At 63.1% G+C, this 24150-nt stretch carries 25 protein-coding genes; 13 read left to right on the top strand and 12 right to left on the bottom strand.

Annotated features, from left to right (window positions below):
* Nucleotides 1-33: 33 nt before the first annotated feature.
* Entirely contained in the window at nt 34-1563 is a 1530-nt protein-coding gene (locus tag FAX90_RS08980) for a M23 family metallopeptidase (RefSeq protein ID WP_240704814.1), read from the bottom strand.
* Nucleotides 1564-1813: 250 nt separating this feature from the next.
* Here FAX90_RS08980 and FAX90_RS08985 point away from each other — a divergent pair, with 250 nt between their 5' ends.
* From FAX90_RS08985 to FAX90_RS09010, 6 genes are all read left to right on the top strand, one after another.
* Nucleotides 1814-4456, top strand: a complete 2643-nt coding sequence (locus tag FAX90_RS08985) for a helicase-related protein (protein ID WP_144097060.1) — start codon at nt 1814-1816, stop codon at nt 4454-4456.
* Entirely contained in the window at nt 4456-4779 is a 324-nt protein-coding gene (locus FAX90_RS08990; RefSeq protein WP_144097061.1) for an RNA-binding S4 domain-containing protein, read from the top strand. The genes FAX90_RS08985 and FAX90_RS08990 overlap by 1 nt, the downstream gene beginning before the upstream one ends.
* A 93-nt stretch (nt 4780-4872) precedes the next feature.
* Nucleotides 4873-5211: a ferredoxin FdxA gene (gene fdxA / locus FAX90_RS08995; protein WP_144097062.1), complete on the top strand. Its 339-nt coding sequence runs from the start codon at nt 4873-4875 to the stop codon at nt 5209-5211.
* Between the two features lie 311 nt (nt 5212-5522).
* Nucleotides 5523-6050: a CarD family transcriptional regulator gene (locus FAX90_RS09000; protein WP_144097063.1), complete on the top strand. Its 528-nt coding sequence runs from the start codon at nt 5523-5525 to the stop codon at nt 6048-6050.
* Between the two features lie 180 nt (nt 6051-6230).
* Entirely contained in the window at nt 6231-6980 is a 750-nt protein-coding gene (locus FAX90_RS09005) for a head GIN domain-containing protein (protein WP_144097064.1), read from the top strand.
* Between the two features lie 88 nt (nt 6981-7068).
* On the top strand, nt 7069-7398 hold the full coding sequence (locus tag FAX90_RS09010; protein WP_144097065.1) for a hypothetical protein: 330 nt from the start codon (nt 7069-7071) through the stop codon (nt 7396-7398).
* Here FAX90_RS09010 and FAX90_RS09015 read toward each other — a convergent pair.
* The gene (locus FAX90_RS09015) at nt 7395-8342 is read right to left on the bottom strand and encodes an L-threonylcarbamoyladenylate synthase (RefSeq protein ID WP_144097066.1); all 948 of its coding nucleotides are present in this window, start codon (nt 8340-8342) and stop codon (nt 7395-7397) included. The two genes, FAX90_RS09010 and FAX90_RS09015, sit on opposite strands and share 4 nt — an antisense overlap.
* Before the next feature lie 54 nt (nt 8343-8396).
* Here FAX90_RS09015 and FAX90_RS09020 point away from each other — a divergent pair, with 54 nt between their 5' ends.
* The gene (locus tag FAX90_RS09020; protein WP_420810970.1) at nt 8397-9224 is read left to right on the top strand and encodes an ATP-binding protein; all 828 of its coding nucleotides are present in this window, start codon (nt 8397-8399) and stop codon (nt 9222-9224) included.
* A 12-nt stretch (nt 9225-9236) separates the two neighbouring features.
* Here the strand turns inward: FAX90_RS09020 and FAX90_RS09025 are convergent, their stop codons facing one another.
* Nucleotides 9237-10571 (bottom strand): PQQ-dependent sugar dehydrogenase, encoded by a 1335-nt coding sequence (locus tag FAX90_RS09025; RefSeq protein ID WP_144097068.1) that lies wholly within the window; start codon nt 10569-10571, stop codon nt 9237-9239.
* 71 nt (nt 10572-10642) lie between these two features.
* Between FAX90_RS09025 and FAX90_RS09030 the strand changes: the two genes are divergently transcribed.
* Entirely contained in the window at nt 10643-11125 is a 483-nt protein-coding gene (locus FAX90_RS09030; protein WP_144097069.1) for a GAF domain-containing protein, read from the top strand.
* Here FAX90_RS09030 and FAX90_RS09035 read toward each other — a convergent pair.
* From FAX90_RS09035 to FAX90_RS09060, 6 genes are all read right to left on the bottom strand, one after another.
* Nucleotides 11122-12069, bottom strand: coding sequence for a ParB/RepB/Spo0J family partition protein (locus FAX90_RS09035; protein WP_144097070.1), 948 nt, complete (start codon nt 12067-12069; stop codon nt 11122-11124). The two genes, FAX90_RS09030 and FAX90_RS09035, sit on opposite strands and share 4 nt — an antisense overlap.
* Nucleotides 12066-12839: a ParA family protein gene (locus tag FAX90_RS09040; RefSeq protein ID WP_144097071.1), complete on the bottom strand. Its 774-nt coding sequence runs from the start codon at nt 12837-12839 to the stop codon at nt 12066-12068. Before FAX90_RS09040 ends, FAX90_RS09035 begins: the two co-directional genes overlap by 4 nt.
* Before the next feature lie 14 nt (nt 12840-12853).
* Nucleotides 12854-13486 (bottom strand): 16S rRNA (guanine(527)-N(7))-methyltransferase RsmG, encoded by a 633-nt coding sequence (locus FAX90_RS09045; protein WP_144097072.1) that lies wholly within the window; start codon nt 13484-13486, stop codon nt 12854-12856.
* On the bottom strand, nt 13487-15337 hold the full coding sequence (gene mnmG / locus FAX90_RS09050; RefSeq protein WP_144097073.1) for a tRNA uridine-5-carboxymethylaminomethyl(34) synthesis enzyme MnmG: 1851 nt from the start codon (nt 15335-15337) through the stop codon (nt 13487-13489).
* Between the two features lie 61 nt (nt 15338-15398).
* The gene (gene mnmE / locus FAX90_RS09055; RefSeq protein WP_144097074.1) at nt 15399-16682 is read right to left on the bottom strand and encodes a tRNA uridine-5-carboxymethylaminomethyl(34) synthesis GTPase MnmE; all 1284 of its coding nucleotides are present in this window, start codon (nt 16680-16682) and stop codon (nt 15399-15401) included.
* Between the two features lie 30 nt (nt 16683-16712).
* Nucleotides 16713-16967, bottom strand: a complete 255-nt coding sequence (locus tag FAX90_RS09060; RefSeq protein ID WP_205700658.1) for a DUF6489 family protein — start codon at nt 16965-16967, stop codon at nt 16713-16715.
* Between the two features lie 118 nt (nt 16968-17085).
* On the opposite strand from FAX90_RS09060, the gene FAX90_RS09065 reads away from it, so the two are divergent.
* The gene (locus FAX90_RS09065; RefSeq protein ID WP_144097075.1) at nt 17086-17784 is read left to right on the top strand and encodes a dienelactone hydrolase family protein; all 699 of its coding nucleotides are present in this window, start codon (nt 17086-17088) and stop codon (nt 17782-17784) included.
* Nucleotides 17785-17875: 91 nt separating this feature from the next.
* Here FAX90_RS09065 and rho read toward each other — a convergent pair whose 3' ends face one another.
* The 3 genes from rho to hemE all read right to left on the bottom strand — a co-directional run bounded on the left by rho (nt 17876) and on the right by hemE (nt 20904).
* Nucleotides 17876-19129, bottom strand: coding sequence for a transcription termination factor Rho (rho, locus tag FAX90_RS09070; RefSeq protein WP_144097076.1), 1254 nt, complete (start codon nt 19127-19129; stop codon nt 17876-17878).
* A 230-nt stretch (nt 19130-19359) separates the two neighbouring features.
* Nucleotides 19360-19812 carry a CopD family protein gene (locus FAX90_RS09075; RefSeq protein WP_144097077.1) on the bottom strand — a complete coding sequence of 151 codons (453 nt, stop codon included), beginning with the start codon at nt 19810-19812 and terminating at the stop codon, nt 19360-19362.
* A gap of 66 nt (nt 19813-19878) precedes the next feature.
* On the bottom strand, nt 19879-20904 hold the full coding sequence (gene hemE, locus FAX90_RS09080) for a uroporphyrinogen decarboxylase (RefSeq protein WP_144097078.1): 1026 nt from the start codon (nt 20902-20904) through the stop codon (nt 19879-19881).
* Between the two features lie 316 nt (nt 20905-21220).
* Between hemE and FAX90_RS09085 the strand changes: the two genes are divergently transcribed.
* Genes FAX90_RS09085 through coaE form a run of 4 tightly spaced genes read left to right on the top strand, consistent with a single transcriptional unit; the run spans nt 21221 to nt 24124 of the window.
* Complete coding sequence (locus FAX90_RS09085; RefSeq protein WP_144097079.1) at nt 21221-22066, top strand: pyruvate, water dikinase regulatory protein; 846 nt, start codon at nt 21221-21223, stop codon at nt 22064-22066.
* Nucleotides 22063-22647: a Maf family protein gene (locus FAX90_RS09090; protein WP_144097080.1), complete on the top strand. Its 585-nt coding sequence runs from the start codon at nt 22063-22065 to the stop codon at nt 22645-22647. Before FAX90_RS09085 ends, FAX90_RS09090 begins: the two co-directional genes overlap by 4 nt.
* A complete protein-coding gene (gene aroE, locus FAX90_RS09095) occupies nt 22644-23498 on the top strand; it encodes a shikimate dehydrogenase (RefSeq protein ID WP_144097081.1) in 855 nt (284 codons plus the stop codon). Before FAX90_RS09090 ends, aroE begins: the two co-directional genes overlap by 4 nt.
* A complete protein-coding gene (gene coaE / locus FAX90_RS09100) occupies nt 23495-24124 on the top strand; it encodes a dephospho-CoA kinase (RefSeq protein WP_276612278.1) in 630 nt (209 codons plus the stop codon). The genes aroE and coaE overlap by 4 nt, the downstream gene beginning before the upstream one ends.
* Nucleotides 24125-24150: the final 26 nt, after the last annotated feature.

A 24150-nucleotide genomic window follows, 5' to 3' on the forward strand; every position in this document is an offset into this window, starting at 1 on the left:
TTTGCCCATGTCGAACGCAAGTGGCTTGTCGCCTCAGGCCGCGTTGGACAGGCGATCGATCTCGCGCACGGGCTGCTCCGGTTCCTCGCTTTTTGGTGCCAGTGCTTCGAGCGCTGCCCCCGGTTTCACCGACTTCAAGTCGCGAAGATGGGCGCGAAATTCCTGCAGCTCGCTGCTGGAAAGCTGGGCGCGCACCACGAACTGCACCGATAGCGGGTCGATATTCTTGCCGTTGCGATAAAGCTCGTAATGCAGGTGCGGACCGGTGGAGAGGCCGGTGGACCCGGCATAGCCGATGACCTGCCCGCGCTTCACCCGCTGCCCGCGCGACACGGCGAAACGCGACATGTGGGCATAGCCCGACTGCAACCCACCGCCGTGGCTCAACTTGACGAAGTTGCCATAACCGCCGTTGCGGCCCGCAAAGGCAACCGTGCCATCGGTCACGGCATAGATCGGCTGTCCGGTGCGGGCACGGAAATCAACGCCCTTGTGCATGCGTTTGTAGCGCAGGATCGGATGACGCCGCATGCCATAACGCGAGGTAATCGCGCCGTTCGTGGGCGAAACGAGACCGGTGCGCAGCTCGCCCTGTCCGTTCGCGTCGTAGAACTTGCCGTCCTTGCCCCAGCGCAGCATTTGCGCCTTGGCCGTGCCGCGGCGCGAAAGCCCGGCAAACTGGACGTCGCCCACTTCGACTTCGCCGGTTTCGGCGCGCTTGTAGGCGATGATGATGTCGAAATCGTCATCGGCGCCGACTTCGCGGTCAAGGTCGATCGCCTCGTCCAGCGCCTTCAGGTACTGCTGCACCGCACGCGCCGGTGCACCCGCCGCGCGGGCCGAACGGTAAAGGCCCGATCCCACCTTGCCGGTGATGCGCAGCGGGGTTTCATCAACCCGGATCACCCGCTTTTCCAGCGCGAGCGGGCCGCCCTCGCGGTCAAGCGTCAACTGAAGGTCGAAACGGGCACGGAAAGTGAGGTTTTCGAGCGGCCTGGGATCGCTCGGCGAAGCGCGCCGGCCGAGCAGGAGCTTGAAGCCAGTGCCGCTCTCGATGTCCTCAACCGGGAAAGCGCTGCCGATCAGTTCCTCCGCCCGCGCGGCATCGCCCGCACCGACACCGGCACGGCGCAGCATCGCGGCCAGCGAATCTTCGGAACCGAACGTCGCGGTCAGTTCGACGGCGGGACGTTCGGGAGCACTGGCCAGCGGCACGACCAGGCGCGAAGGCCCCATGCGTCGGCCCGTGTCCGCGCCCAGCGCCAGCGGCGTGATCATCTGGCTGCGGTATTCGTCACGCTCTTCCTCCGTCAGGTCGACTTCGGGCGCGGCCTGGACGGCGTTGAAATCGGGCCATAGCGCCAGCGCCAGCGCGATGAGGACGAGCATGAAGGCAAGGCTGCGATACCAGCGCGGCGATCCGATGCCGGAACCGAGGTCGGAAACCCAGGGTTCCTCCTCTCCGCCCTTCAGGCCGAACTGACGCAGCACGGTGCCGAGGTCGCGTTTCTCGACCTCTTCCGTCTTTCCGTCGTCCGGCTTTGCGATATGCGGTGCCTGCACCGCGCGCCTCCTCGTCGTGGGTTCGTGGACCTGCGCGCAGATACGATCCTTTGCCTGCGCGCGGCACGGGTTAACGCGTTGGCCCAAAACATGCCTTCCGCAAAGTTGATGAAGTGCTGCTTCAACAGGCCTGCGCGACGAACTGCCGCAGGGCTGCGACGAATGGTGGGGTGCTTGCCGTCAATCGCGGGTGATGAGCATGGCAGGCCTCCTTGTCGCGCCGCCTTGCGACTGCCAAGTTAGGCAAGTGATGAACCGCGCAGCCCCCGACGGCCGCACCGTCAAGGCCGTGCTCGGCCCGACCAATACCGGCAAGACCCACCTCGCCGTCGAACGGCTCTGCGCGCATTCCAGCGGGCAGATCGGCTTTCCGCTGCGCCTCTTGGCGCGCGAGGTCTATGACCGCGTCGTTGCCATCAAGGGCCCGGACCGGGTCGCGCTGATCACAGGCGAGGAACGGATCGAGCCGCCCAATGCGCGCTGGAAGCTCTGCACGGTCGAGGCGATGGACCGCGATGCCGATCTCGCCTTCGTGGCGGTGGACGAGGCGCAGCTGGGCGCGGACCGTGAACGCGGCCATGTCTTTACCGACCGCATGCTGAACGCCCGTGGGCGAGAGGAAACGATGATCCTCGGCTCCTCGGCCCTGACCCCGATGGTCGAGCAACTGGTGCCCGAGGCCGAGATCGTCACGCGCCCGCGCTTTTCCACGCTGACTCATGCCGGAAGCCTGAAGCTGTCCCGCCTGCCGCCGCGCAGTGCGGTCGTCGCCTTCAGCGCAGAGGAAGTCTACACCGTCGCCGAAATGCTGCGCCGGTTCCGCGGGGGCGCTGCCGTTGTCATGGGCGCGCTCAGCCCGCAGACCCGCAACAAGCAGGTCGAGATGTTCCAGTCGGGCGAAGTCGACTACATCGTCGCGACCGACGCCATCGGCATGGGCCTCAACCTCGATGTCGCCCACGTCGCTTTTGCCGGCCTTGCCAAGTTCGACGGCCAGCGCCGCCGCCGCCTGACCATCGCCGAAATGGCCCAGATCGCGGGCCGCGCCGGACGGCACCAGAAGGACGGCACTTTCGGCACGCTAGCGGGCGAACGCGGGGCGGAATTTTCCGAAGACGAAGTCCACGCGATCGAGGAACACATCTTCCCGCCGATCGAGAAGATGATGTGGCGCGACGCGCGGCCTCGGCTCGATTCGGTGGATGTCCTGATCGATGACCTGTCCGCCCCGCCCCACGACCCGGCCCTTGCGCCCGCACCTGAAGCCATCGACCTTGCCGTTGCGCGAATCCTGTCCGAAAGCCCGAAAGTACGCGAACGCGCGAAGGGCAAGGCCATGGTCGCCCGGTTCTGGGATGCCTGCTCGCTCCCCGATTTCCGGTCCTTGGGCGCGGAAAACCATGCCCGCTTCGTCGCGCGCCTGTGGGATGACCTGTCCGAAGGCACCGGCAGGCTGGGGCACGATTACGTCGCGGGGATGATCGCGCACCTTGACGATGCGCGCGGCGATATCGACACTTTGCAGGGACGGATTGCCGCAATCCGTTCATGGGCCTACATCGCGCAGCGTCCGGACTGGGTCCGCGACCGTGAAGACATGGCCGATCGGGCCCGCACGGTCGAAGCAAAGCTTTCGGATGCCCTGCACCAGCGGTTGACCGAGCGGTTCGTGAATCGCCGTACCGCCGTATTGATGAAGAAACTGGGCGACACCGCACTATTGCCGGTGACGCTTGGAGAAGGAGGAGCCGTAATGGTCGACGGCGAGGAAATCGGGAAACTCGAAGGATTTCGCTTCGATGTCGATCCCCAGGCACGGCTTGAAACCCGGCGGCTGCTTCTGGCCGCGGCGGAGAAACACTTGCCCGCACTGCTGAACGAACGTGCCGATGCGTTGATCGCGGATTGCGAGAACCGGGGCGAGGATCTGGCATGGACCGGCGATACGGTCAGCTGGCTGGATCAGCCGGTCGCCAAACTGATCGCGGGCCGCCGCCTGCTGGAGCCGCAAGTGAAGCTGGCGCCGGGGCTCAACGCACTCGACGCGCCGCTGCGTGCGAAGATCGAGAAGGCTTTGCAGGGCTGGCTGGAAGGCGAGATCGCCGTACGGCTGAAGCCGCTGGTGAAGCTGTCGAAAGCGGCCGAAGAGGCCGAGGCGGGAACCGAGCTTCGCGCGCTTGCCATCGCGCTGCACGATGCGGGCGGCGCGGTTTCGCGCAAGGACAGCGGTGTCGGCAAGCTCGACCCGGACAAGCGTTCGCGCCTGCGCCGCCTGGGCGTGCAAGTAGGCGCGCTCGACGTATTCGTGCCCGCGATGGCCAAGGCATCGACGCTTGAGGCATGGCGCGCATTGGCGGAACTGGGCGGCATGAAGACCCGTCCCGTCGCCACCGAAATGCAGGCGATCCTGCCCGTAAAGGGCGCGCCGCCGCTGTTCTACCGCCGTGTCGGGCAACAGAACGTACGCGTGGATCTTGCCGAACGGCTGGTACACGGCGCGCACCAGCGCCGCGCGCGTTGGGCAGGCGATGCCCCGCCCCGCCGCCGCAAGGGCAAGGAAGGCGAAAAGCCTGCAGAGCCGGTGCGCTTCGCGCTGGACCCCTCGATGGCGCTGTCGATGGGCCTGACGCCGGAAACCTATACCGAGCTACTGCGGCAAGCGGGCTTTACGGCCCAGCCGCCCGCAGAGCTTGGCGAAGGCACCTTCGGCCCGCCCGAACCGCCGCTGTGGCGCTGGCGTCCGCGCCGTGACGGTGCCCCGCGCGGGAATGATCGTGGCCGCGGCAGGAACGACGGACGCAAGGGCGGTCGCGGCCCGCGTGGGCGGCGCGAGCCGGAACCGAAGGTGGTCGAGGGCAATCCCTTCGCATCGCTGGCGGAGCTTATCCGCTAATGGCAAGGCAGGTCGTTCCGGCGCGCGAGACGCGGCGGATCGATCGCCTGTTGTGGATGCTGCGCCTGACGCGAACGCGCGGCGCGGCGCAGGACCTGGTCTGCGAAGGTCACGTGCGGGTAAACGGGCGGCGCGTCCTGCGCTGTTCGCAGGCCATCGCCATTGGCGACATCGTCACCCTGCCGCTTGGCGAGATGGTCAGGATCATCGAAATTCTCGACCTGCCCAGCCGCCGCGGGCCGCCGGTTGAAGCCAGCGCGCAGTTCCGCGACCATACGCCCGGCGTAAATGCAAGCGTTTCGCAAGAAGGCGAGGCGTCTTGACGAACCGGAACGCCCTGCATAGCAGCGGGATCAACGGCTCTAGCTTTTGCCTGCCGCCTGGCAGGCCACGATAACACGGGGAAGCCACGCGAAATGACTTACGTCGTCACCGATGCCTGCATCAAATGCAAATACATGGACTGCGTGGAAGTGTGCCCGGTGGACTGCTTCTACGAGGGCGAGAACATGCTCGTCATCAATCCCAGCGAGTGCATCGACTGCGGCGTTTGCGAACCCGAGTGCCCGGCCGAAGCGATCCTTCCCGATACCGAGAACGGCCTGGAAAAGTGGCTTGAGCTGAATACCAAGTATTCGGCCGAATGGCCCAACATCACGGCCGCCAAGGACGCGCCCGCCGATGCGGACGAGCACAAGGGCGAAGAAGGCAAGTTCGACAAGTACTTCTCGGCAGAGCCCGGCGAAGGCGATTGATCCAGCTCGCGCGGGGCGCGAGTCGCCTCGCGGTCGGATCCTCCGACGACATGGTATGCAAGTCCTTGTGATCGCTTGTTGCGAGCGTTCGCAACAGGATTCGCATTTTCAGTCAGATTGTGGTAAAACTCCACCCAAGCTGGTGGCGTAGTGCCGCCTGCTGCCGTCAGGAAAGGCGAAATTCCCGCGAGGTGTGCACAAATCGGGCCGTGATTATCGGCGCGAGGGACATTGCACTCCATCGCTTCGTGCCCTGCCCCAAGGGTCCGTCGTCGAATCGCGGGACGATCACGCCATAGAAAGGACAATGCATGACTGCCAAGGCTCCTGCCTTCGACGTCGGAGACTATGTCGTTTACCCAAAACACGGCGTTGGCCGTGTGATCGAGCTGCAAAGCCAGGAAATCGCGGGCATGCAGCTGGAACTCTACGTTCTGCGGTTCGAGAAGGAGCGCATGACGCTCCGCGTTCCCGTCAACAAGGTCGAATCGATCGGCATGCGCAAGCTGTCGTCCGACAAGACCCTGCGTGAGGCGATGGACGTGCTGAAGTCGAAGCCCAAGGTAAAGCGCACCATGTGGTCGCGCCGCGCCCAGGAATACGAAGCGAAGATCAATTCGGGCGACCTCGTGTCGATCGCCGAAGTGACCCGCGACCTGTTCCGCGCCGACGATCAGCCGGAACAGTCCTATTCGGAACGCCAGATCTTCGAAGCCGCGTCCAGCCGCCTTGCGCGCGAACTGGCCGCGATGGAAAAGACCGACGAACCGGCTGCTCTCGCCAAGATCCTCGAGATCCTGAACGAGTATGCGCCCAAGTACTACGAACAGCCCGCCTGATCCCTCATCCGGCGATCTGATCGCGTGAAGAGGCCGCCGGGATACCGGCGGCCTTTTTCGTTTCCGCCGTTATCGTCGTTCGTCGAGGCGAATCGCCCGCTGGTCGAGCGGGAGGCCCCCGCCCTTGCCCGCCTACGCCTGCTTGTGTATTACCGTGTTAATACAGTTCAGGAGTATGAGATGTCCCGCAAGTTTCCCTTCGACACCATCGGCAAGGCGATCGGCGCGGTTGCCGGGCTCGCGCTGGGCGCAAGCCTTTCGGCCTGCAACGCCGAGAATATTTCCTTCGGCGGCAAGCAGGGCGTGCCGCTCTCCGAGCTCGACATGAGCGGCGAGGCACCGACCTCTCTCGCACTGGCCGGTCCCGACACGGTCAGGCTGACCGAGGGGGACCGCCTCGTCATCGAAGTCGAAGGGTCGCAGGAAATGAAGGATGCCATGCGCTTTCACCTTGAAGGCAAGACGCTGGCCATCATGCGCAGCAAGGACGCACCCAGCGACGAACGCGCGACCGTGATGGTCACGATGCCCGCGCCCACCTCACTGGTCATCGCGGGATCGGGCACGGTCCATGCCGCGAAACTGGCCGACAAGGCCGATGTCACGATCGCCGGTTCGGGTAGCGCGGAAACAAAGGACATCGCGATCAGCGCGCTGGACGTGAACATCGTCGGTTCCGGCACTTACCGCGCCAGCGGCACGGCAGGCGCGCTCGACCTCAACATCGCGGGCAGCGGCGATGCCGCGCTTGGCGAGCTGAAGGTCGAAAAGGCCGACATTTCCATCGCAGGATCGGGCAACGGCGCTTTCCGCTCGGACGGGACGGTCGATGCCTCGATCATGGGATCGGGCAGCGTGAAGGTGAAGGGCCGCGCCAGGTGTGAAGTCTCCTCGATGGGGTCGGGCAAGCTGATCTGCGAAGAGGCGTAAGAATTGCACGGATTGGCGCAGTTCATCACAACGCCATGATAAATCGAATACTCCTCACGCCGGGATCACCGTCGTGGGGAGTTTTCGCATGCGCCTGAAGCTGGCCGTTCCAGTCCTGCTCTTATCCGCCACAGCCCTGTCCGGCTGTATCGCCAAGACCGCGCTCGACGTGGCGACCGCGCCCGTCCGCGTCGCCGGCAAGGCCGTGGACTTGGCAACGACAAGTCAATCCGAGGCCGACGAGAAGCGAGGCCGCGAGATCAGGAAGCGCGAGGAACGTCTGGGTAAGCTTGAGAGGCAGTATGGCAAGGAAATGGCCGACTGCGACCGGGGCGATACCGAAGCCTGCGCCGATGCGCGCGAGACATATTCCGAAATTCAGGACATCCTGCCGACCATCCCGGTCGAGCGGGACTAGGCCGCGGCGCGGGCCAGCCGGTCGTTGATCGCCACTCCGATTCCCTCATGCGGGATCGGGACGATGGCGACACGAGGCCGATGAGCGTGGCTTGCTGCGTGGAGCGCGGCATAAAGGCGCGATGCCGCCTCGGCGAGGTCGCCACGCTCGGACAAGTTGAAATCGCCGCCGTCTGCTCCGAACCCGATGCGAAACTCATCGTCGCGCGCGTCCCGTGCTTCAAGTCGGACGGGCTTGCCGGGGGCATAGTGGCTGGCAAGCTGGCCCGGTGCCTCGATCCCCTTGGTATCACCCGCCAGGGCGGGGCCCAGCACCTGCGTGATCTCGTCCTCCGTAACCGGGCCGGGGCGCAGGATCTGCCACCCGTTTTCCCGCACGGCGACAATCGTCGATTCAAGCCCGCGCTCGGTCTCTCCGCCATCGAGGACGAGTGGTATGCGCCCCGCAAGCGAAGCCGCGACGTGGTCCGCGCTAGTCGGGCTGACCCCGCCGCTTCGGTTGGCCGAAGGCGCGGCCAGCGGAGCAGGAGCGGCCATCAGGACCGAGCGCATGACCGGATGGCTCGGCATGCGTAGCGCGACGGTCGGCAGGTTCGCCGTAACCGCCGGTGCCAGTCCCGAATCGGCCCGCAGCGGCAGGACCATGGTGAGCGATCCGGGCCAGAAGCGGTCGGCCAGAAGCTTTGCCCGATCGTCGAACACGGCCAACCTTTCGCCCGCGGCAAGATCGGGCACATGGACGATCAGCGGATTGAAGTCCGGCCTGCCCTTGGCCCGGTAGATTCCGGCCACCGCATCGGCGCTGTCGGCTCTTGCGGCAAGACCGTAGACCGTTTCTGTCGGCAGGGCGACGCAGGCCCCCTGGTCCAGCAGGCGTACGGCCTCAATGATGCCCGCTTCGTCGGCGGGCAAAACGCGGGGCAGGGATGGATTGGCATCGGTCATCTTGCGTCGCTATAGGCGGGATGCCGCATGGGCCGGAAGGGAAGATTTTCGCGCGTGACAGACAACGACCAGACCCTTGCCCGCATCGCCGACGCGCTTGAACGCATCGCCCCTGCCCCGGCAGAGGCGCAGGACCTGCTCGGCGCACCCGCCTATGGCTGGGACGGCAGGGCGCTGAGCGCGATTCCGGCGATCGACGCCCCACCGCTGGCCCTGCTGCGCGGGATCGACCGACAGCGCGACACGGTGGCCGAAAACGTCGCGCGCCATGCCGCCGGGGCCGATGCGCATGACATGTTGCTTTGGGGTTCGCGCGGGATGGGCAAGTCCGCCCTCGTCCGCGCCTCGGTAAAGGCCGCTGCGGGGGCCACAGGGCGCATCGCGCTGGTCCAGGCGGCCGGAGATGCCCTGGGCACGCTTCCCGCGCTGATGAGCGCCCTGAGAGACGCGGACCGACGGTTCCTGCTGTTCATCGACGACATCGGCTTTGGCGCAGGGCAGGAGAACGAGGCGCGCACCCTGCGATCGCTTCTGGAAGGCGGCGTCACGCCCCGCCCTGCCAACGTGCGGATCGCGGTCACTTCGAACCGCCGTGCCATCGTCTCGCGCCACATGGCCGAACAGGACGATCCGGTGAACCCGCGCGACGCGGTCGACGACACGTTGGCGCTTGCCGACCGTTTCGGCCTGTCGATCGGCTTTCACAACTGCACCCAGGACGACTACCTCGCCATCATCGCCGCCTATGCCGATCATTACGGCCTGGCCTGGGAACAGGCCGACGCCCTGGAATGGTCGAAGCGGCGCGGCGCACGATCGGGCCGCGTGGCACGACATTATGTCACCGAACTGGCCGGACGCGCCGGACGCGCCCTGGACTGATCGGGCGAATGATCAGGAACCGGTCACGCGCCAGATGATGCCGCCGGTATCGTCGCTGACCAGAAGTGCGCCAGTCTGGTCCCATTCCAGCATCGTGGGACGGCCATGGGCCTTGCCGCCGCCGTCCATGAAGCCGGTGAGAACGGGCTTTGGCAATTCGTCCAGCGGGTTGCCGCGTTTGTCGAAGGCGACGAAGACCACGTCGTAACCCGCCGCCGGCTTCCGATTCCACGAACCGTGCCGCGCCACGAACGCGCCGTTGGCAAAGCGCGATGCCAGCGCATCGCCCTGCGCGAATTTCAGGCCCAGCGGCGCGACGTGCGCCCCCAGCGAGTATTCCGGCCAACGGACGTATTCCTGCAGATACTGCGGCATCGGCGTTTCCACACGCGGATCGTATTCGAAACGCCAGTAGATCCAGGGCCAACCGTAATTGACGCCGATCGGCACGTTGGTGAGGTAGTCGGGCGGACCGTCGCTGCCCAGCATGTCCCGCTCGTTCACAGTGGTCCACAGTTCGCCAGATTGCGGGTTGAAGGCAAGCCCGACGGGATTGCGCAGGCCCTCTGCATATATGCGGCCCTTGCCAGTCGCGATGTCGTATTCATGAATCGCAGCACGGCCCTTTTCGATGTCCATGCCCTTTTCGCCGATGTTTGAGGCCGAACCGACGCTGACGTAGATCCGCTCCCCATCGGGGGAAAGCGTGAGGTTGCGGGTCCAGTGCAAGCCGCCGCCGGGCAATTCCATCAGCTTGGTCGGCGCGGCGTCGATCTTCGTCTGACCCGGTTCATAAGGGAAGGAAACCAGCGCATCGACATTGGCGACGTAGAGCGTGCCTTCGTGCCAGACCATGCCGAATGGCGAAACCAGTCCTTCGACGAGCACGCTGGTCTGTTCAGCCACCCCGTCCTTGTCTGCGTCGCGTAATAGCGTAATCCGGTCGGGCGATTGCACCCCTGCCCCGACCTTGGCCATGAAGTAGTTCATGACCTTTTCCTCAAGGCTGTCGTTCGGACGCTTCTGTGAATTGGTTTCGGCGACCAGCACGTCCCCGTTGGGCAATGTGAGCATCGATCGGGGATGCGTCAGCCCCTGGGCAAAGCGCGAAACCGTCAGCCCTTCGGCGGCAACGGGCGCATCGCCATCGGTCCATCCGCTGGGTTCCACCAGCTTGACGGTCGGGATCGTTTCCGGCTGTGCCGGCGCGATGACCGGATCGGTGCCCGATACCTCGTCCTCGGTCATTTCAGCCGGGTTGCCGATCCAGAGATAGACGATGATCCCGACGATGATCAGCACGATCAGGCCGACGAAGACGAACACGTTGCGTTTTGCAGAAGTCATACGGGGTTAGATAGGACCAGCCCGTTACGCGGGCAATGGCCATGGCACCGATAGGCGGCTATGGGCGGGCCATGTTCGATTTTCTCCCGACCAACCCCTCCGACAAGCGCGCCACATATGCCGAATTGGCAGAGGCCGTTTCCGCCATCACGTCCGGAGAGAGTGACCGGATCGCCAACATGGCGAACTGTGCGGCACTGATCGACGCCTTCGTGGCGGATCTGAACTGGTCGGGGTTTTACCGCGTGGTCGACGGCGAACTGGTGCTCGGACCCTTCGTGGGGCGCCCAGCGTGCATCCGCATCCCGTTCGGCAAGGGCGTCTGCGGATCGTCGGTTTCGGAAAAGCGGACCATGCGGATCGAGGACGTTCACGCCTTCCCCGGCCACATCGCCTGCGATGCGGCCAGCCGGTCCGAACTTGTCGTACCGATCTTCAAGGACGGCGAAGTCGTCGCGATCATCGATCTCGACAGCCCCACCCCGGCCCGCTTCGATGCAGAGGACCAGGCCGGGATCGAGACTGTAGCCGCGATCCTGTCCGAAAGGTTCTAGATCTCGCCGCCCGACAGGCGCTGACAAACCAGGTCGAGCTGATCGAGCGTCTTGTAACGCACGATCACCACACCGCTGGTCGGATCGTCATCGGACTTGATCTGCACCGGCAGGCCAAGAAAATCCTCAAGATGCTTTTCGACGGCGGCGATATCGGCGTTGTCTTCGCGCGGTGGCCGGGCAGCGCGACGGCGCGGGGCTTCGCTGCCGCTGGACTTGCGAACGCGTTTTTCGACTTCGCGCACAGACAGTGCGCCGCCGGCTGCTTCCTTCGCGATCTGTTCGGCCGCATCGCAATTGATCAGCGCGCGGGCGTGACCCATCGAAAGCTCGCCCTTCTCCACCAAGGTCAGCACGCCTTCAGGCAACGTGAGCAAGCGCATCAGGTTTGCGACGTGGCTGCGCGATTTTTCGACCAGTTCGGCGATATCACCCTGCGACATGCCATCGCGCTCTGACAGGCGGTGATAGGCGCGCGCTTCCTCAACCGGGTTCAGGTCCTCGCGCTGAATATTCTCGATCAGGGCCAGCGCGGTCACGTCACGATCGTTCAGATCGCGAACAATCGCTGGAATTTCATGGACTTGCGCCTTCTGCGCAGCCCGCCAGCGACGCTCACCAGCGACAAGCTGGTACGTCCCGTCCTTGGCCGGGCGAACGATGACCGGCTGAATCACGCCGCGCGCCGCAATCGACTTTGCCAGGTCCTCCAGCGCACCTTCCTCGAAATGGATGCGCGGATTTTCCGGGTGCGGTTCAATGCTGGACACTGAAAGCATCGCCAGCCCTTCCCCAACGGGCGCAGCCGGCGCTGCCTTCGCAGGCTTCGACCCAGCAGCGGCGACAGGCTCTTCCCGCCGCGTATCGCCCAGCAATGCGCCAAGCCCGCGACCCAGTGCAGCCCGCCCCTTGGGCGACGGCTTGGTCTTCGTTTCCTGGCTCATGCGGCTTTCCTCTTTTCGGGCAGACGACCGATCAATTCACGTGCCAAATCCATGTAGGCCCGCGATCCGGTGCAATTGTGGTCGTATACGATGGCGGGCAATCCGTGGCTGGGCGCCTCGGACAGGCGGACGTTTCGGGGAACGACCGATTCGAAGACCAGCTTGCCCAGAACATTGCGCACGTCGTCCGAAACCTGGTCGGTCAGGCGATTACGACGATCGTACATGGTGAGCGCGATACCCACGATTGCCAGCTCAGGATTGAAGCGCTGCTGCACCTGCTCCACCGTATTGAGCAGCTGGCTCAAGCCTTCCAGCGCATAGAATTCGCACTGTAGCGGCACCAAAAGCCGATCCGCGGCGGTCAGCGCGTTGAGCGTCAGCAGCCCCAGCGACGGCGGACAATCGATGAAGCATATATCGTGATGCGCTTCGGCCAATCCCGCGCGCAGACGGCCGGTGCGGTCATGCATCTCGACAAGTTCGATCTCGGCACCCGAAAGATCGACCGTAGCGGGAATCAGGTCAAGATCGGGAATCTGCGTGGGTACGACACATTCGGTCATTGGCAAGCCATCGACAAGGAGATCGTAGCTCGATTTGACACGCTGTTCGCGTTCGACGCCCAGCCCTGTCGAGGCATTGCCCTGTGGATCGAGATCGACAAGCAGCGTGCGCCATCCGATGGCCGCAAATGCGGTTGCAAGGTTCACGGCGCTGGTCGTCTTGCCAACCCCGCCTTTCTGATTGGCTACCGCTATCGTGATCATGCGAATCCTCGCTTCTATTTGGGACCGAGCAATTTCCCGATAATGATGCCCGATTGCGGATCGGTTACCGACTGTTCCACGTGGAACATATGTCGCCAGCCTTTTAGATCTTCCAATTCCTGCTTTGCCGAGCGCCCTTTCGGCAAGAGCCATTCGGTAGCCTTTGTGGAAAAGGCGGCGGATAGCCTGAGCAAACGTGGTAAAGGCGCAAAGGCACGTGCGCTAATTGCATCGTATTTCGTATCCGGAAGTTGAGATACGTTCGCGGTGACGATGTCGACATTGTCGAGTCGCATGGCGTCGGCCGCCCTTTGCAACCACTCGGTCCGCAGCGGGCGCTGCTCGGCAAGAGTGAAATGACAGGATTGCATTAGCGCCGCACAAACCAACCCGGGAAAGCCAGCGCCTGTGCCTAGGTCAAGCCAAGTACCTGTTTCACGTGGAACATGAGTGAGCAATTGTGCGCTATCGACAATGTGGCGCGACCACGCGAAAGGCACCGTGCCCTTGGCGATCAAATTCTGTTTCTCGGTTTCAAGGACCAACAAGGAGAGCAATGTCTCTAAGCGGTCCAGGTCATCATCCGACGCCCCCACCCTCTTCCGCAGCCAGTCCTTCGACCAGACCTCGTCGTCGGAGTTGAACATTCAGGCAGCCTCACTCGCTCTACGGCGGGCATGAACCAGAAGCGCTGATAGTGCCGCCGGGGTGATCCCGGCGATGCGCCCTGCCGCTGCAAGACTGTCTGGCCTCGCACTGACCAGGCGCTCGACCATTTCACGGGAAAGCCCCGGAATCTCGGCATAAGGGAAATCGGGCGCCAGATGTAGGGATTCGCTAGCGCGCAGGTCGCGCAGCTCCGCTTCTTGCCGCGCGAGATACGGGGCATAGCGCGCGTCCTCGACCATCTCTTCCAAGAGGTCAGCGTCAAGGTTAGTCGCGTCGATCAGGCTTTCCGCCGAGGCCGCCACGCTGTCGAACCGCAACCAATCGGACAGGGGCACTGATGGCAGATCGCGGCGAACGTCGATGCCTCGCTCGACCAGCTGGGTCCCACTCCACGTTTTTTGGAAAGCATCGGCAAGTGTTCCACGTGAAACATCACGACTTACCAACCACGCCTTCCGCTCTGCGCCAAGACATCCAACTTCCGCAGCAATCGGCGACAGTCGTGTCGCGGCATTGCTGGCGCGGAGCCGTAACCGATATTCGGCCCTCGCCGTGAGCATACGATACGGCTCACTCACACCGTGTAGGGTCAGATCGTCGATCATCACGGCCATGTAGCTATTCGCGCGGTCTATCGCCGGTCCGGCCTTGCCCAGCACTGCACAAGCAGCTTCCAGCCCGGCAATCAGCCCTTGTGCCGCTGCTTCCTCGTAACCTGTGGTGCCGTTGATCTGACCGGCACAGTAGAAGCCGGGAATGCCCTGCAGCTCCAACGAACGGTGCAAGCAGCGTGGATCCACGTGATCGTATTCCACGGCGTAACCTGGCACCGCCATCTCGACGTTCTCAAGCCCTTCGATCGTCCGAAGAAAGGCCAGCTGAATGTCTGTCGGCAGTGACGTGCTGATGCCGTTGGGATAGATCAGGTGCGTGTCCAGACCTTCCGGCTCAAGGAAGATCTGGTGGCTGTCACGGTCGGCGAAGCGGAAAATCTTGTCCTCGATCGACGGGCAATAACGCGGACCACGAGCATCGATCGCCCCGCTGAACAACGGAGAGCGGTTCAGACCACCCCTGATGATGTCGTGTGTTTCAGCCGTCGTGCGGGTTATCGAGCAGAATACCTGAGGATTGGCCCGCCGACGCGTCAGGGGCGACATCGTCCAATGATCGGCATCCGAGGGTTGTTCCTCCAGCCGCGCCCAATCAATGGTTCTGCCATCAAGGCGCGGCGGCGTGCCGGTCTTGAGTCTTGCCATGGGCAAGTCAGCTTCGCGAAGTTGTTCGGCTAACCTGAGAGCGCCGGCCTCCCCAATCCGACCGCCTTCGAACACTTCCTCCCCCCGGAAGAGACGTCCGCCGAGGAAAGTGCCGGTGCACAAAACCACGGCGTTTGCCGCGATTTCCATGCCATCGCCCAGGACGACGCCCCTCGCCCGACCGCCTTCCAGCCGGAGAGCAGCAACCTCACCCTCGATTTCCTCAAGGCCATCCTGGGCCGCGATCATCGTCTGGATCGCACGGCGAAAGAGATTTCGGTCAGCCTGCACACGTGGACCGTGAACTGCGCTGCCCTTCGACCGGTTCAACATGCGATAATGGATCGCAGCCGCATCCGCCGCGCGGGCAATCAATCCATCGAATGCATCGACTTCGCGGACGAGGTGCCCCTTACCCAAACCGCCAATCGCAGGGTTGCAGGACATCGCTCCGGTCTTTGAACGGTCAAACGTCACCAGCGCCGTACGCGCACCTGCGCGAGCCGCGGCGGCCGCTGCCTCGCAACCGGCGTGCCCTCCGCCTACGATGATGACATCGAATTCTCGCATAGCTGCCCTCTAGAGCCGCTACTCGATCAGGTCAAAGAGAGAAGATGTTCCACGTGGAACATCACTTTCCAATACAGAACCGTCCGAACAGCGCGTCTAGCATATCCTCTGTCGCTGCTCGCCCTGTCAGCCGGTCAAAAGCCACTCTGGCCCTTCGCAGGTGTTCGGCGACGATCAGCATGTCCGTTTCAAAAGCAGCATCGGATATCGCTCCACGCGCATCGGACAATAACCCACGCTGATGTCGGGCCAGCGCGACCTGCCCGGGCTTTGGCATGGCGCCCCGCGCATGAGCGATCAGATCATCGCGAAGCGCGCCAACACCCTCCCCCGTAACCGAAGAGAGCCGGTGCCGTGGATGCACTTTTCCGGCATGACCGGGCGCGTCGATCATGGTCTCGATCTCCCAAGCGCCATCCGGCCCCTCACCTTCCAACCCGAGCCAAAGCACCAGGTCCGCCTTCGCCAGTTCTCCGCGCGCGCGTTCGATGCCGATCTGTTCGATCCGATCGTCGGTCTCTACGCGAAGGCCCGCCGTATCGGTGAAAGTGAACGGCACACCGCCAAGTCCGACGGACCGGCTCAAAACATCGCGTGTCGTGCCCGCAATCGGGGTCGCTATCGCCGCCTCTTCCTCTAACAAAGCATTGAAAAGACTGCTCTTTCCGCTATTAGGCGGACCGCCGATCACGACGCGATAGCCTTCCTTCAGGACTTCCGCCCTCGGCACATCAAGCCATTGAGAAAGATCGGCTGAAAGCTTCTGGCAAGATGCTGCAAAGCCGGGCGAAAGGTCCGCCACATCGTCCTCGTCGGCAAAATCCAGATTGCTTTCAACCTCGGCGGCCAACGAGAGAAGCGCGTCCCGCCACTCCCCCACTTGCCGTGACAAGACCCCCCCTGCCAGGGCCTGAGCATTACGCCGCTGCAATTCGGTATCGGCAGCCAAAAGGTCCGCAAGACCTTCCGCCTCGGAAAGGTCCATTCGGCCGTTTGCAAAGGCGCGGCGGGTGAACTCCCCCGGCTCTGCATGGCGCAGCCCCTCAATCCCCGACAGCGCCTCTTCGATTGCGGAAATGATCGCACGCCCGCCGTGGAGATGCAATTCGGCGCAGTCCTCCCCGGTCGCACTGGCGGGGCCGGGCATGAACAGCACAAGCGCCCGATCCAGCAGAACGCCGTCAGAAGGCCAGCGCAAGGACCGCAAGGCCGCCTTACGCTCTGCCGGGACCGATCCGCCCAATATCTCGAGCGCGCGCCTGCATGCCGGTCCACTCAGGCGGATGACGGCTATGGCCGCGGGCGGACTGCCGCTGGAAAGGGCAAAGATCGTATCGCCGCCCATCTGCGGCCAAATCCCTTGATTGGTAAAAGATCAGCTCTTCTTCGGCGACGAACCGAAAGCCGCCTTTGTCCCGCTTTCCATGATCTGCTGGAACATGCGCAGGCCCATTTCGCCCATCGGGGCAAAGCCCTTGATGAGGTCCTGGACCTGATCGATGCTTCCCGCGCCTTTCATCGCGTTGACAAGGCTGTCGACATAGACGTCGTTGGCGCGCGATACATCGGGCAGGCCCATGAAGCGGCGCGCTTCTTCCGGGGTGCACTCGATCTCGACATTCACTTTCATCGCTCGTTCCCCTTCGTCCGAAACGCCCGTTACAGCGACAAGCTGTCATACGGCCTTGGCAAAGTCCAATACCGCGCCATATCCCCACAGGGAAACGCAAAAATATCAGGAGACGACGATGGCCTTCAATACAACGATCGAAACGCTAGGCGATGATGAAAGCTTCGGCGCCTATATCGCCCGACCCGAAGGCACACCGCGGGCCGCGATCATCGTCATTCAGGAAATCTTCGGCGTGAACGAAGGCATCCGCAAGAAGTGCGACAAGCTGGCGACCGAGGGTTACCTGGCCGTCGCGCCGGACCTGTTCTGGCGGATCGAGCCGGGTGTCGCGCTTGATCCCGATGTCGAAAGCGACTTTCAGAAGGCGCTGGATTATATGGGCAAGAACAACCCGGACAAGAACGTGCAGGATATCGAGGCGACGATCGACTTCATCCGCCAGAAGGAAGGCGTCGCAAAGGTCGGGTGCGTCGGATACTGTCTTGGCGGAAAGCTCGCCTACATGACCGCGGCGCGCACCGATATCGATGCCAGCGTCGGGTATTACGGCGTGATGATCGACCAGATGCTCAATGAATCCCACGCCATCGCCCATCCGCTGATGCTGCATATCCCGACCGAAGATGGCTTCGTCTCACCCGAAGCGCAGACCAAGATGCATGAAGGGCTGGACGATCACCCCAAGGTCACGCTTCACGATTACGAAGGGTTGGACCATGGTTTCGCAACCGAAATGGGCAAGCGGCGGAACGAGGAAGGCGCAAATCTTGCCGACAAGCGCACGGCGGAGTTCTTTGCCGCGAACCTCGTCTAGGTCACAACTTCTTTGTAAATAAGACAAAAAAAGGACGGCAGCCGATGGGCTTGCCGTCCTTCTTTTTCAATCAGCTTACCGATGAACCCGATTACTGGTTCATGGTCGCGAAGAAGTCCTCGTTGGTCTTCGAATCCTTCATCTTGTCGAGGAGGAATTCCATCGCGTCGACGGTGCCCATCTGCATGAGGATACGGCGCAGGACCCACATCTTCGACAGGTTGTCCTTGCCCACCAGCAGCTCTTCCTTGCGCGTGCCGGACTTGCCGACATCCAGCGCGGGGAAGATGCGCTTGTCCGCGACCTTGCGGTCGAGCACGATTTCCGAGTTACCGGTGCCCTTGAATTCTTCGAAGATGACTTCGTCCATGCGGCTGCCGGTATCGATCAGCGCGGTCGCGATGATGGAGAGCGAACCGCCTTCCTCGATATTGCGGGCCGCACCGAAGAAGCGCTTGGGACGCTGCAGCGCGTTCGCGTCGACACCGCCGGTCAGCACCTTGCCCGAAGAAGGAACGACGGTGTTGTAGGCACGGCCAAGGCGAGTGATCGAATCGAGCAGGATGACGACATCCTTCTTGTGCTCGACCAGGCGCTTGGCCTTTTCGATCACCATCTCGGCGACCTGTACGTGGCGCTGGGCGGGCTCGTCGAAAGTCGAGGAAATAACCTCGCCCTTCACGCTGCGCTGCATGTCGGTGACTTCCTCGGGGCGTTCGTCGACCAGCAGGACCAGCAGGAACACTTCGGGGTGATTGTCGGTAATCGCCTTGGCGATGTTCTGCAGCAGCACCGTCTTACCGGTGCGCGGCGGCGCGACGATCAGGGCTCGCTGGCCCTTGCCCTGCGGGCTGATGATGTCGATCACGCGGGCCGACTTGTCCTTGACCGTCGGATCGACGGTATCGAGGACCAGCTTCTCTTCGGGATAGAGCGGCGTCAGGTTGTCGAAGTTGACGCGGTGGCGCACCACGTCGGGATCGTCGAAATTGACCTTCAGCAGCTTCGTGAGGGCAAAATAGCGCTCTCCGTCACGCGGGGCGCGGATTTCGCCTTCGACCGTGTCACCAGTGCGCAGCTGGAACTTGCGGACCTGGTTGGGCGACACGTAAATATCGTCGGGCCCTGCAAGGTAGTTCGCTTCGGGGCTACGCAGGAAGCCGAACCCGTCGGACAGCACTTCGATCGTACCGATGCCAAGGATTTCTTCTTCTTCGGCCACTTCCTTCAGGATGGCGAACATCAGGTCCTGACGGCGCAGGGTCGACGCGCCTTCGACGCCCAGCTCTTCGGCCATCCCGACCAGCTCGGCGGGGGTTTTCTGTTTGAGTTCCTTGAGGTGCATTTGTCTGAATTTCCGTGTGGAGGCCTGGTTGAGGTGTCTGGCGGATCCCGTTTCGCCTTGGGCCGATCGCTCGGCAGGCTTGGGGGCCATGGTCTGTGGGCTTGGTGAAAGCGGACCTTGTTCGATCCTTGCGGGATACGAACGGCGGCAGGACGCCGCTGATCTCCTAAATAGGTTTTGCGCGCCGTGACGTCAATCTGTCCGGTGCGTACCTTGCGACCGGGCGGATCTTACGAGAGGTAAAGCTTCCCCACGATCACCGTCGTGACGATCAGGATCGCCGCGATTCCCGGTACTTCGTTCAAAAGACGCAGTTTCTTGCCCGAAAGCGGCCGTTCACCGCGGGCCAGTTTCTTGGCATACGCCATCATCCAGCCGTGATAGCCCGACAGGCCGAGCACCAGCAGCAGCTTGAGATGGAACCACCCCTGGCTCCACGCATCGATGGTGAAGGCGAGCGCCAGCCCGAAAACCCAGACGAGAATCATCGAGGGATTGAGGATGATCTTGCGAAGCCGTGCCTCACGCTCCACCCAGCGGGCCGCCTCTTCCGAGCCTTCGGGCGATTCCTGATGGTAGACGAAGAACCGCGGCATCATGAACAGCCCCGCCATCCAGAAGATCACGAAGACCAGGTGGCCGACCTTGAGCCAGGGATAGAGCAAGGAAAGATACTCCTGCATGGGGCATGAGATAGGACGGACAAGGCGCGGCGCAAACCCCCCTGCCCGCCCCTGACGACAATTTCGCTATCGGGACCAAGTTCTCACGGTCGCGAGCAGTTCCTCGACATGGGCGATCGGGGTTTCCTTGCCGATGCCATGGCCAAGATTGAACACGTGCGGACGGTCGGCGAAGCAATCGAGGATGAACTTTGCCCGATCGGTCATGCGCTGCCCGCCCGAAAGCAGGATCAGCGGATCGAGATTGCCCTGCACCGGCATCCCTGCCGGCAATTCGCGTGCGGCCCAGACCGGATCGACCGTCTCGTCCACGCCGACCGCGTCGACACCGGTTTCCCGGGCATAGGCGACCAGTTTCTCGCCCGCGCCCTTGGGGAACCCGATCACCGGGACATCGGGACACGCCTGCTTGAATCGCGCGGTGATCGCAGCATTGGGGGCAATAACCCAGCGTTCGAATTCGTCCGGTGCCAGGCTGCCCGACCATGAATCGAACAGTTGCACCGCCTCTGCTCCGGCTTTCGCCTGACCGATCAGGTATTCGACCGTCACGTCGGCGATGGCATCGATGATCGCCTTGAACGCCGCCTGATCGCCATAGGCCATTTCGCGCGCCGCGTGCTGATCCCGGCTGCCCTCGCCGTTCACCATGTAGGTCGCGACCGTCCATGGAGAGCCTGCAAAGCCCAGCATTGTCTTCGTATCGTCCAGCCGTTCGACGCACAGTTCCACCGTGCGGTAAATCGGGGTCAGCCGTTCTGGCACCGTCTCCAGCGAGGCCAGCGCACTATCCGCCAACCGGGGCGAGAGATGCGGTCCTTCGCCTGCCAGGAACTGCAGGTCCTGCCCCATCGCGTAAGGGACGATCAGGATATCGGAAAACAGGATCGCCCCGTCGAATCCGAACCTGTCGATGGGTTGCAGTGTGACTTCGGCCGCGGCCTCGCTGTCGTAGACGAGCGCGAGAAATCCGCCCTTTTCGGCACGAAGCGCGCGATATTCAGGGAGATAGCGACCCGCCTGGCGCATGAGCCACAGGGGTCGGCGGGAACCGTTCGTTCCCTTCAAGGTGTCGAGTAAAAGACCGGGCATGCCCCTTAGAAACTCCAAATAATAAGATTTTAAAAGGGTTGATGGACTCTGTTGGTCCTGTGGATACTGGGGATTGCGCGGCCCTGCCCGAATTATCCGGCAAAGGCCATCGTCAATTCGGCCATCCGAATCCCGCGATGTGCGTGGTCAAACGAAACTTGTTCGCCTTACCCACAGGCTGTGGGTGATCGCGCTCCCTGTCCAGAAATACCCCTAACGGAATCAGGGACAGTGGGTGCGGTTTTGGCCCTTTGGCTTGTCCGCAGTTCTCTCCCGTGGTTTATCCGGGCACCTGTCCACAGGCATCCGGGGCCGCATGACCAAACTTCACCTCCACCTTCTGTCCGATTCGACCGGCGAGACGCTTGAAATGATCGCCAAGGCGGCTCTCTCGCAGTTCGACGCCGTCGAGGTCGAGAGGCATTTCTGGCCGATGGTCAGATCGCAGCAGCATCTTGACCGGATCATGCAGGAAATCACCCATTATCCGGGCCTTGTCGTGTTTACGCTGGTGAACACCGACATCCGCCGTAGCCTGGAAAAGTCCTGTGCCGAGGCCGGCATGTCGACGGTGTCGGCGCTCGATGCCGTAACGGAGAGCCTATCGCGCGTGCTGGGGCAGGAACAGCTCCACCGCCCCGGTCGGCAGCACCAGATGGACGAGGCCTATTTCCGCCGGGTGGAGGCGATCCAGTTCACCATCGCGCATGATGACGGGTTGCTTTGGGAAGAATGGGAAGAGGCCGACATCGTTCTGGCAGGCGTCTCGCGCACGTCGAAGACGCCGACTTCGATCTATCTTGCCAATCGCGGTTATCGCGTCGCCAATATCCCCATCGTCAAGGAATCCCCGCCTCCGCCGAACCTGTTCCGGTTGAAACGGCCGATGGTCGTGGGCCTTACGACGTCGCCCGATCGGCTGGTACAGGTGCGCCGCAATCGCCTGTTGTCGTTGAACCAGGCGCCTGAGACGGCCTATGTCGACAGGGAAAACGTCGAGGATGAAGTCAGGTTCGCCCGGCGCATGGCCGCGGACAACAACTGGCCGGTGATCGACGTGACCCGCCGCTCGATCGAAGAGACCGCCGCGGCTGTCATCAACCTCTACAACGAACGCCGCACCCAGATGTCGCCGCGCAATGCCGGGACCAACCCGGTATGATCGTCCTGGCTTCCAAGAGCGCGTCGCGTCAGGCGATGCTGACTTCGGCAGGTGTCGATTTCGAGGCGATCCCGGCCGATCTGGACGAACGCGCGCTGGAGGCGGAGCTGGAAGACGCGCTTCCCGCCGACGTGGCCGAGCGGCTGGCCGCGGCCAAGGCGCTGTCCGTATCGGCGCTGCGCCCGCGCGAACTGGTGCTGGGCAGCGATTCCCTCGTCGTCGTGGATGGTGAGCGGTTCGACAAGCCGGAAAGCAGGGAGAACGCGGCAGAACATCTGCGCTTTTTTTCGGGGCGGGTCATGTATCTTTATAGCGCGGCAGTGCTGGTGCGCGGCGGTGACGTGGCGTTCCGCACCGTCAGCCTTGCCCGCCTGAAGGTCCGCGAGCTTAGCGATATCTTCATCGAAAGCTATCTCGATGCCGAATGGCCCGAAGTAGGCTATTGTGTCGGTGTCTTCCGTATAGAGGCGCTGGGCCCGCAACTGTTCGAAAGCATCGACGGCGACCAGTTCACGGTGCTCGGCATGCCCCTGCTCGAAGTGCTGGGCGCGCTGCGGGACGAAGGCGTATTGCCGAAATGAGCAAGCCTCATGCCGAAGTGATCGGCGATCCCATCGTCCAGTCCAAATCGCCGACGATCCACCGTTTCTGGCTGGACAAGGCTGGAATCGACGCCGATTACACGCATTGCCACGTCACGGCGGACGATTTGGCGGACTACATCGCCGCGCGCCGGGCCGATTCCTACTGGCGCGGGTGCAATGTCACGATGCCGCACAAACAGGCGGTCATTCCGCTGCTGGACCGGATCGATCCGCTTGCCGCGCGGATCGGCGCGGTGAACACCATCGTTCCCGAAGACGGCGGGCTGGCCGGATATAATACCGACGCGGCCGGATTCATCGAACCGCTGCGGGACGATCTGGCCGGTTCTCACCTGTTCCGCATGGCGCGCATCATCGGCACCGGCGGCGCGGCGCGTGCGATCATCGCGGCGCTGGCCGATACGGGCCATGTCCTTGTCGTCGCGGGGCGCAATGTCGACAAGGCGCGCGCCCTTCTCGATGAACTCGACCCCGGCGGCGAACATCACGTCGCCCCCCTCGCCCATTTCGGCGCGGAGACCGACTTTGCCTTCGATGACCGCGAGGGGTGTTTCGATGTGGTCGTAAACGCCAGCGCGCTGGGCATGGTCGGGCAGCCGCCGCTGGACTTCGATTTCAGCCACGTTCCGCCGCAAAGCGTGTGTTACGACATCGTCACGACGCCGCTGGAAACACCGTTCCTGAAAGAGGCGAAGGCACGCGGATTTCGCACCGTGGACGGGCTTTCAATGCTGATCGGACAGGCCGCCGCCGCGTTCGAGAAATTCTACGGTGTTCCCGCCCCGCGCGAGGACGATGCCGCCTTGCGCAAGGTCTTGACCGCGTGAGCCGCCTCTATCCCGAACGCGACGGGCCGCGCCCCTTTATCCTGGGCCTCACCGGCTCGATCGGCATGGGCAAGTCGACCGTGGCGGGGATGTTGCGCGATCTTGGCGTGCCGGTCTTCGACGCCGATGCCGAGGTACATCGCATGCAGGGGCCGGAAGGCGCGCTGCTGCCTGCGATAGAGGCAGAATTTCCCGGATCTACCGGCCCCGAAGGCGTAAAGCGCGCGGAACTGGGCGCAATCGTCTTTGCCGACAGCGAGGCGCTTTCCCGGCTGGAGGCGATTGTCCACCCGGCGGTTGCGGCGGAGCGGTTCGACTTCATGGACGCGCACTGGCACGCGCCGGTTGTCTGTTTCGACATTCCCTTGCTGTTCGAAAAGACCGGCTCGGCGGGTCTGGACGCGGTTGCCGTCGTCTCCGCACCCGCAGAGGAGCAGCGGCGCCGCGTGCTGGCCCGTCCCGGCATGACCGAGGCGAAGTTCGAGGATATCCTGGCACGCCAGATGCCTGACGCGGAAAAACGCCGCCGCGCCGATTTCGTGATCGATACGGGCACGACCCTTGCTGAAACCCGTGAACAGGTCGGTGAGATGGTCCAGGCCCTGCGCGAACGGCACACCGGATAGAGATAGGGCGGATAGAAAAAGGGCGG

The sequence above is a fragment of the Croceicoccus sediminis genome (assembly GCF_007570835.1).
Lineage (GTDB): Bacteria > Pseudomonadota > Alphaproteobacteria > Sphingomonadales > Sphingomonadaceae > Croceicoccus > Croceicoccus sediminis.